The sequence below is a fragment of the Blautia sp. OF03-13 genome, from assembly GCF_003460685.1.
In the GTDB taxonomy this organism is placed as follows: Bacteria; Bacillota; Clostridia; order Lachnospirales; family Lachnospiraceae; genus Fusicatenibacter; species Fusicatenibacter saccharivorans.
The window spans coordinates 1-6,652 of the sequence record NZ_QTVR01000046.1 but is presented as its reverse complement, the minus strand read 5'-3'; the positions used below and the strand labels follow the sequence as shown (position 1 = coordinate 6,652).

General features: G+C 35.6%; 7 protein-coding genes and 3 pseudogenes. 2 read left to right on the top strand and 8 right to left on the bottom strand.

Annotated elements, in window-relative coordinates; translation table 11 throughout:
* Nucleotides 1-152 precede the first annotated feature (152 nt).
* Entirely contained in the window at nt 153-362 is a 210-nt protein-coding gene (locus DXA55_RS16640) for a DUF6219 family protein (protein WP_008392833.1), read from the bottom strand.
* A 45-nt stretch (nt 363-407) separates the two neighbouring features.
* Between DXA55_RS16640 and DXA55_RS19445 the strand changes: the two genes are divergently transcribed.
* The gene (locus DXA55_RS19445) at nt 408-701 is read left to right on the top strand and encodes a penicillin-binding transpeptidase domain-containing protein (RefSeq protein ID WP_081016920.1); all 294 of its coding nucleotides are present in this window, start codon (nt 408-410) and stop codon (nt 699-701) included.
* Nucleotides 698-754: pseudogene (locus DXA55_RS19685) on the top strand (hypothetical protein); the annotation flags it as partial. The gene DXA55_RS19445 and the pseudogene DXA55_RS19685, both read left to right, overlap by 4 nt.
* 73 nt (nt 755-827) lie before the next feature.
* Here DXA55_RS19685 and DXA55_RS16630 read toward each other — a convergent pair.
* From DXA55_RS16630 to DXA55_RS16600, 7 genes and pseudogenes are all read right to left on the bottom strand, one after another.
* A pseudogene (locus DXA55_RS16630) lies at nt 828-1,701 on the bottom strand (ABC transporter ATP-binding protein).
* 4 nt (nt 1,702-1,705) lie between these two features.
* Entirely contained in the window at nt 1,706-2,365 is a 660-nt protein-coding gene (locus tag DXA55_RS16625) for a hypothetical protein (RefSeq protein ID WP_015521696.1), read from the bottom strand.
* A complete protein-coding gene (locus DXA55_RS16620) occupies nt 2,366-3,430 on the bottom strand; it encodes an ABC transporter permease (protein ID WP_117814652.1) in 1,065 nt (354 codons plus the stop codon).
* A gap of 83 nt (nt 3,431-3,513) precedes the next feature.
* Nucleotides 3,514-4,695 carry a HAMP domain-containing sensor histidine kinase gene (locus tag DXA55_RS16615; RefSeq protein WP_025580964.1) on the bottom strand — a complete coding sequence of 394 codons (1,182 nt, stop codon included), beginning with the start codon at nt 4,693-4,695 and terminating at the stop codon, nt 3,514-3,516.
* Nucleotides 4,683-5,357 carry a response regulator transcription factor gene (locus tag DXA55_RS16610; protein ID WP_025580965.1) on the bottom strand — a complete coding sequence of 225 codons (675 nt, stop codon included), beginning with the start codon at nt 5,355-5,357 and terminating at the stop codon, nt 4,683-4,685. Before DXA55_RS16610 ends, DXA55_RS16615 begins: the two co-directional genes overlap by 13 nt.
* A 176-nt stretch (nt 5,358-5,533) precedes the next feature.
* Nucleotides 5,534-5,641 (bottom strand): annotated as a pseudogene (locus DXA55_RS16605) (TnpV protein); the annotation flags it as partial.
* A 196-nt stretch (nt 5,642-5,837) separates the two neighbouring features.
* Nucleotides 5,838-6,449: a hypothetical protein gene (locus tag DXA55_RS16600; protein ID WP_147342041.1), complete on the bottom strand. Its 612-nt coding sequence runs from the start codon at nt 6,447-6,449 to the stop codon at nt 5,838-5,840.
* Between the last annotated feature and the right edge of the window lie 203 nt (nt 6,450-6,652).

Sequence of the window (6,652 nt, the reverse complement as noted above, 5' to 3'; positions counted from 1 at the left end):
TGTACCGGTTTCTTTTGTCTTGCCATAATAAAAGGTCCTCCTAATGATATTTATTGTATCATAGAAGAACCTTCCAAACATTATTTTACAGAAAAAGTTTCATACTCTCATCAAATCCCGCACCGGCGTTATTTATTAAAATATTTTGTTTTTTAATCTTCAACACTCTCTACTGAAACTTCTTTTTTCTTCCTACTTTTACCAGAAATCATCTTGTGTCCTGTATAAATAGCCATAATCATGCAAAGCAAAGAACTTGCTGCAAAGTACTTATGGCCTTCTTTTGATCCCTTATAACCTGTATAAAAAGTTCCAAGCATTGTAATCAGTGCACCGATAGACCAATATTTATGTGATTTCATTCAGATACCTCCTGCCGTTTTTCTTAATCATATACCTTTTAAAAGATATATACAAACTGGTATTTTGAATCAATCGACAAGCAGCTCGGATCTTCCACTATAAATTCATACCTTCAGCAAATAGGATATGGCAATAAAAATATATCCGGAGATTTCTCTTCCTACTGGATGCAGTCATCCTTAAAGATTTCACCAGTAGAACAAGTTGAACTTTTGAAAAATTTATATCGAAACAACTTCAACTTTACTCCTGCTAATATTCATGCCGTCAAAAATTCCATCCATCTTACCGCCTCTGAAAATGGAGAATTTATGGAAAAACCGGAACCGGACGAGTGAACGGGCAGGATATAAATGGCTGGTTTATAGGTTTTATAGAAAGCCAAAATAATACATACTTTTTCTCCACAAATATTCAAAGCGAACAACGTGCAACTGGTAGTAAAGCATCAGATGGTGCTTTATCTACTCGTATTGATTCGTCACATAAATATAAGCATCTTCCAACGTTGCAGGAATTGACATACACTCCAATTCTGGCTGTATTTCAGAAATCACTCTTAACTGCAATCCCCCCTCAACATACTGTTAGATGTAATACGATACTTCTGTTCCACTTCTCTTGCTTTTCTCTCATCAGGTACTTTGCAAATCCAGATTTTCCCCTGTGCTTCTTCTGTCAAATTCTTCATAGAACCCGCATACAGAAATCGACCTTTATGCATAATTGCAAGCTGATTGCAGGTGGCAGCTAAGTCTTCTACCACATGAGTTGAAAACAAAACCGTTCTGTTTTCAGAAAATCTACTAACAAATTGCGGATGCGAATACGTTCCTCCGGATCTAAACCGGTAGTTGGCTCATCCACAATTAAAAATTCCGGTTCATTTAAAAGCGCCTGCACCAATCCTACCCGTCGCTTCATACCGCCTGATAACTGCTTCATTTTCTTCTTACGATGTTCTATAAGACTGGTCTTTTTCAAATAATAATCTATCCGCTTTCTACATTCTGCTTTCGGAACACCTGCCAGATCTCCCATATACTCCAAACACTCCTGAACCGTCAAATTAGGATACAGTTCAATTTCCTGTGGTAAATACCCTATCTTTCTTTGGATTTTTTCATAGTTTCCTTCGCTATACAAAATTCCGTCTAATGTAACCATTCCGTTTGTAGGTTTAAGCACAGTGGTCAAAACTCTCATCAAAGTTGTCTTTCCCGCTCCATTTTCTCCTAATAGTCCAAATATCCCATTTGGTATATCTAAATCTGCATGGTCGATTGCTGTGACACTATTCTTAAATCTTACCGTTAAATCCTCAATATGAATACTCATAAATTTACCCTCTCTTTCTTACGATCTTCGGCAATGCCAGTAACAAAATCAGTCCGATACAAATACACAAGCCTTTCCCATACAGCCATGTAATATCGGCAGTATTTTCTATATCTCTAAAAGAATAAGAAAACAGATTCCATGCTCCAAAAAGTTTATCTCCACCTGTGGAATTTGTTGCTACCCATATCAAAAGACTGCTTCCAATTCCCATCCACATATTGCGAAAAAGCATAGACAATGTATTAGCCAATATTCCCCAAAAGAAAATAGTTACTACAATCGCCCCAAAACAGGTAATAAACTGAAGTATTTCACTTTCTGTTACTGGATGTGTAATTGGTTTCTGAAACGCAAAAAACAATCCATATCCAAGAACAGCGAGCAGCAGCAAAAAAGTTCCCTGTATCATCAGTCTCTGTATAATAGAATAGATTCTCTTTTTTATCTGATACAGTCTCTGAACTTCGGAACGGTTGCTTGTAATTTCCTGCACATAAGTATCTGCACAAAAAACAGCAGTCAATATCGCAAAAGGCGGCTCTATGGATAGTCCTATTTCATACGTGAAAACAACTGCACGAATCACACTTAAAATTACAACAAAGGATACTGCATAAGCAATTTTATAAAATGGCAGAACAATCTTCATTTCCTTCTTCATTTATATTCGCCTCCGCTTCCAAATCTGTATCGAAATCAGTATAATTACTACCGATACAATAATAAGAAAACTTTGATTTAAGAGCGCCATCGGGGGCGGTGTCGTATCAAAAAGCTGCCCCGGAAATCGTACCATGATTGCCAAAGGTTTGCCCCAATATCCGTAAACTCCCTCTGCATTAGTTCCGCCCAAATTGGAATACACCATATAAAGAATCAAAAGTGGTACACCCGGAAGTGGATTTTTAAATATGAGTGAAATCAATGTATATATACTCACAATCATCAGCATATTAGGCAATATATAAAGTACCGTAGAAGCCACAAAATCCCATAGTCGCACTTCAAATCCACTATCCTTTGTATAGATGCGGCACAATACCCAAAACAGTATATTCAAAATAGTTAGCACAAGCAAACAAATTGTAAATCCTGCACTCACTTTTCCCATTACATACTTCCCGGCAGTCACAGGCTTTGTATGCAACAATTCATAAGTATGCTTTTTTGTATCTTGTAAAAATAAAACCGCCAACATAATAATTGCAAAAAACACCATATACAGACCCGCAAAATCAGCAAATTTTCTTGCGTAATAAAAAGAAAATGTCTTATCTTCCAATTTTTTATCTAGATATGCGTTGATTTCTTCTGCCGTTCCCTTATAATACGTACTGTCCTCGTATAAATACCTTGCCCCGTACCAGTCATATTCCTGCTCCAAATACGCATAGGCCTCTTTTAAATTCATGCTTTCCAGCTTTTCAATGACATTCTGTGCTTCTGAATCCGTCAATCCAAACACATCCGTTAATTTTATTTTTATCTTTTCATGCCATACCTCTCTGTGCTTTTCAGGCGTGGCTGGAATATAGCCCTCATACACTTCTCCTTCAACCGAAGTGTTGGACTGATCATTGATGATTTCCTCCCCCGTTGTAAGATAATGTGTGGTTAAATATGGACTTGTCGCATTAAACACACCATAAATCACAAGCAGAACACCTACCCAAAATAACGGTCGCTTTAGATAATTCCTAATCTCTCTTTTAAAAATAGCAATCATACGTATTCCTCCTTTCCTTCGTTATAGACATCATAAAATATAAATCACAACAAAAAGACAACAGCATAAAAAAATCGGACCGCTCATGCAATCCGATGAAATACTGCTGTTATTACAGCTCCACTCTGTTTTTCATTTTCTATCAGTAACTGACCACCATGCTTTTCACAATACAATCTGCTGATATACATGCCCATTCCTGAATGTTTCAAACTGTCTTTCACATTTTGCTGATAAAAAAGCTCTGTTGCCTTTTGCTTATCTATTGTAAATCCCACTCCATCATCCTTTATTCTGATCTGTAATTCAGAACAGGTAAGAAACACTTCCATTTCCACTTTTGTCTTGGCGTAACGAAAGGCATTTGACAAAAGGTTTTCTATAACCTCTAAAATCACTTCCTTATCTCCTGAAAATTTTTCTTCTGTTTCCGAACATTCTAATTCATATAGCTTTCCAAATTTTTTCCTAAACACGTTCATCTCTGCCCGTACGTCTATTTCTACCTGTTTACTGGTAATTTCTTCTGCTACTAACTCCCTTGTATCTAAACTGCTCATCTTTCGCATAGTTTCCACAAAGATATCCATACGTTCAATCTGTTTTTTGCTTTCATTTACCATTTCTAAGGCTTGCTCCATGTTTATCTCTTTCTTCGGAAGATATTCTGAAAGCATTTCCTGATACCCCTCCAGCACAGAGAGCGGAGAACGTATATCATGTGCAATGGCAGCCCGCAAAGCCTTTTCTTCCTCAAGCATTTTCCATAACTGTTGATTATTCTCTGCCAGCTGTCCTCTCATTCGTTCAAACTCTTTGCACAATCCGCCCATCTCATCTTCATTTTCATAAGTGATATGGAAATCTAAATTATTTCGACCAACTTGTCGGGAAGCCAGTTCTAATTCTTCGATAGGGCATTTCAGTTTATGCTTATAAAAAAGAAATACCGCTATAATACTCCCTGCAACAGATACGATAAGCACTGTAAATGTCTGAAGAAAATCACATATTTCCGATACATGATAATCAAATTCTTTCATTTCATAAGAATGTGGTCTCGGAACATCTGGCAAATACCTTCTACCATCCCCTTCAGCCATTTCAAAATATTCTTCTTGGTCTACATAATTCCACCAAATGTTGTTTTGTACTGTGCTTGCTATTCGCATAATTAGTGCTGAAAGATAAAAACTAATTATTAAACTAATTATCATATACAAAACAATGGTTTTCCTTAACGAAAGATTTTTTATTTTGCCCATTTATATCCCCTCCCCCATACCGTTGCAATATATTCGTGTTCCGAATACATTTTCATTTTCTTGCGGATTCTGCGAATCAACTCCGTAACCACCCGGCTGTCCCCTTCTGCATCATATCCGCCAATCTTCTCATAGATTCGTTCTTTATCAAATACCATTTCAGGGTTCATAGACAAAAATTCTATGATCTCATACTCTAATTTCGTAAGCTCTAAAGCATTCCCTTTAATATGTACACATTTACTGGCATAGTCAATCACTAATTCTCCATAAAACCTTTGTTCTTTTTTCCTATGTAAACGTTCTTCACGTTTCAAATGGGCAATAATTCTAGCATCTAATTCTTTCAAACTAAATGGTTTTAAAACATAATCATCACCACCAGACAACAATCCCATTACTCGATCCTGTTCTTCTACTTTTGCAGTCAAAAAAATAATCGGACAGGAAACCATATCTCTGATTCTTCTGCACACTTCAATTCCGTCCATTCCCGGCATATTTACGTCCAATAAAATAATATCGGGATTTGCACTTATCTTTTCCATTGCTTCTATGCCATTTTCTGCAATCATTACCGTATAATTCTTCAATGTAAAGTATTGATTCAGCATTTTTAGCAATTCTCTATCATCATCAACCATTAAAATTTTATAGTTCATAAATTTCACCTCTGGCTCTAATGTTATCTTTTCCTTATAGTATAGCTTATAAAAAACAACAAATAAACAACAATTCCTAAAAGGCAACAGCCTTTCTAAACTGCCGCCTTTTCTCCTTCATTTTATTTCCATTATTGATAAACCATCTCTGTATCCACAATCTCCCTTGCACACGATTATATATTGTTCATTCTCGCTACCCATTCCATCTGATTTTCTGCCTTTAACTGTTCCGTGATCCCCTGTGCCTGTTTCATCTGCTCTACAATTCTTTCAAACCTTAAATACTTATAGTCATCTGTATCCAAACAAACAAGCCGAAGTCGCACAACAACTTGAAAATCTTATCAACGGAACAACAGTCCCAGATAGTAGCCAACTGGCAGATGTAGCCAATAAAAAGAAAAATCTCTGAAAAACCTTATCAAGGCTTTCCAGAGATGTAGTAACTATTCATATTCAATGGATCTCTTTTTAAATTTACCAGGAAGTCTTTTGTAAATCCTTTACCTCTTTTGATTCGTAATCATACTGGTACATATCTAAAATTTCAGCATCCATCATACTCCATGATCCATCTGTACTTTTTATATTTTTATAATACACATATTGAGTCTTTGTTCCTTCTTGATTATCACGATCATACATTAGATATCTAATCTGCGTTTCATCTTCGTAGGTAACAATATAGCTATACCCCTTTGCATTATAGTCTTTTCTATATTCTGCATCAGTTTCCTTTATATAGGTTTGATATATTTTTTGATAGCCTTCGTCTATTTTCTTGATTTTTTTTGAATCTTGTTGACTTTCGATTGTCATATCGTTTTGACGTGATTCATTTTTATCGTCATCTTGATGTTCTGATTTTTTCTCTAAATACCCATACTTTTTAGCTATATATTTATCTATATATTCCTGCTGTGTAGTTGAAGCATTTATATCATCTATTCCATCTGCATTTCTTAAGAACCGAAGAACCAGAATATTTTCTTCTTTATACAGTCTATACGATGGTTTATCTAACCACACAGGAGTTTTAACTATCACGGTTCCATTACTATTATAATGTTCTGAATCTTCATTTAACATGGTCACAAATATCCCCAATGCCATTGTTAGCACTACAATTATTCCGACTGCCCATAAAAAAATTCTTTTCAATAAAGATTTCTTTTTGTTCTTCTTTATTGTCCTAGACAAAACACACGTCCATATAATATTCAAACATTGTAGAATTAAAAAATTGTATGATAGGAACTGTTCTTATAAACCATAAACGAAAAATCTCTCCA

Excerpts from the sequence above, each read along its gene's own strand:
- DXA55_RS16610 (WP_025580965.1), bottom strand. The coding sequence starts at position 5,357 with ATGAACTATAAAATTTTAATGGTTGATGATGATAGAGAATTGCTAAAA.
- DXA55_RS16620 (WP_117814652.1), bottom strand. The coding sequence starts at position 3,430 with ATGATTGCTATTTTTAAAAGAGAGATTAGGAATTATCTAAAGCGACCG.
- DXA55_RS16600 (WP_147342041.1), bottom strand. The coding sequence starts at position 6,449 with ATGTTAAATGAAGATTCAGAACATTATAATAGTAATGGAACCGTGATA.
- DXA55_RS16625 (WP_015521696.1), bottom strand. The coding sequence starts at position 2,365 with ATGAAGAAGGAAATGAAGATTGTTCTGCCATTTTATAAAATTGCTTAT.
- DXA55_RS16640 (WP_008392833.1), bottom strand. The coding sequence starts at position 362 with ATGAAATCACATAAATATTGGTCTATCGGTGCACTGATTACAATGCTT.
- DXA55_RS16615 (WP_025580964.1), bottom strand. The coding sequence starts at position 4,695 with ATGGGCAAAATAAAAAATCTTTCGTTAAGGAAAACCATTGTTTTGTAT.